Source organism: Bacillus sp. P4_D3 (assembly GCF_056401855.1).
This window is the reverse complement of the sequence record NZ_JBFUIN010000776.1, coordinates 1-1,390: the sequence shown is the minus strand read 5'-3', so window position 1 is coordinate 1,390 and position 1,390 is coordinate 1. Positions and strand designations below refer to the sequence as shown.

Below are 1,390 nucleotides of genomic sequence, written 5' to 3'. Positions count from 1 at the left end.
GACGATAATATGTTATATGTAAATAAAAGTGTGGGTAACACTCCGTATAAATTAAGTAAAAAAGCAATGAAAGAACAAACAATGCTTCAAAAAAATAAAGATTTATTAATTGAAATCGCAACAAGAGATGTAAAATCTGTATTTGCGTATTTTAAAACAACAAGAGACGGACTATCTATGAAAGAGGCACAAAAACGTATTCAAGTATACGGCCGAAATGAATTAACTTCAAAAAGGGCGCGTATTGCGGAAGTAATGATGAAGCTAAGTGGAATGATTCCAGGTCTTTCAAAACAAAATGTGCATGATGAATTAAAATGTGAAACAGTTACTGTTTCTAGAGTAGAAGCCTCTAGCGTAACAGGGCTAAACAATGAATTAAAAATGATGAAATTGCCAGTACAAGAGCTTGTACCTGGAGATATGATTTTTCTTGCAGAGGGCGATACAGTACCAGCAGATGTACGTATTATTTATGCAAATGATTTATTAGTAAATGAATCTATGCTGACAGGAAACGATGCTAGTATTGAGAAATTTGAAAGTTGCTATCATCTTGAACGTAAACGATTTATTCCATWAAAACGGATGAAAGACTATAATCCACTTGAACTTGAAAATGTATGTTTCAAAGGTACGTATATTGTTGACGGAAATGCAAAGGCTGTAGTTGTTTCGACAGGTAAAAATACGTATTCAGGAATACTTCATACTTGTTGCGGTAGAATGTCTTAATGTGTTAATGATGCTAAATATACAAAAACAATGTATAATAGACAAAGTTGAACAAAAACGTAGAATGGTAATCTATATATAACCTTACGTGATAACGTGAGGTTATTATTTTTTGTTAGTAGGAGAGGAATTATGAAAAAAGTATTATTAGTTGATGGTATGGCACTATTATTTCGTGCTTTTTACGCAACAAGTGTATATGGACAATTTATGAAACGACAAGATGGTACCCCGACGAATGGGATTCATGGTTATATGAAGCATTTATTAACAGCAACACAAGCAATCGAACCAACGCACATTGTAACGTGCTGGGATATGGGAAGTACGACATTTAGAACGGAATCTTTCTCGAATTATAAAGCAAATCGTGCAGCACCGCCGGAAGAATTAATTCCGCAATTTGATTTAGTGCAAGAAATGACTGCGAAATTATCTATGCCTGTAATCGGTATGAAAGGTTATGAAGCGGATGATTGCATCGGTACGCTTGCAAAACAATATTGCAATGAAGCGGAAGTTTATATTTTGACAGGTGATACAGATTTACTTCAACTTGTTGATACGAATGTTACAGTTATGCTTCTTCGTAAAGGAATTGGAAATTACGAGTATTACACACCGGAAAAAATCATGGAAGAGAAAGGTGTAGAAC

2 protein-coding genes are annotated in these 1,390 nt (G+C 34.2%); both read left to right on the top strand.

Going from position 1 to position 1,390, the window contains the following annotated elements; genetic code table 11:
* Window positions 1-9 precede the first annotated feature (9 nt).
* A complete protein-coding gene (locus tag AC1DTM_RS26580) occupies window positions 10-735 on the top strand; it encodes a P-type ATPase actuator domain-containing protein (protein WP_477001292.1) in 726 nt (241 codons plus the stop codon).
* Between the two features lie 132 nt (window positions 736-867).
* Window positions 868-1,390: 5'-3' exonuclease (locus tag AC1DTM_RS26575; protein ID WP_477001291.1), on the top strand; the 523-nt coding region annotated here is incomplete at its 3' end.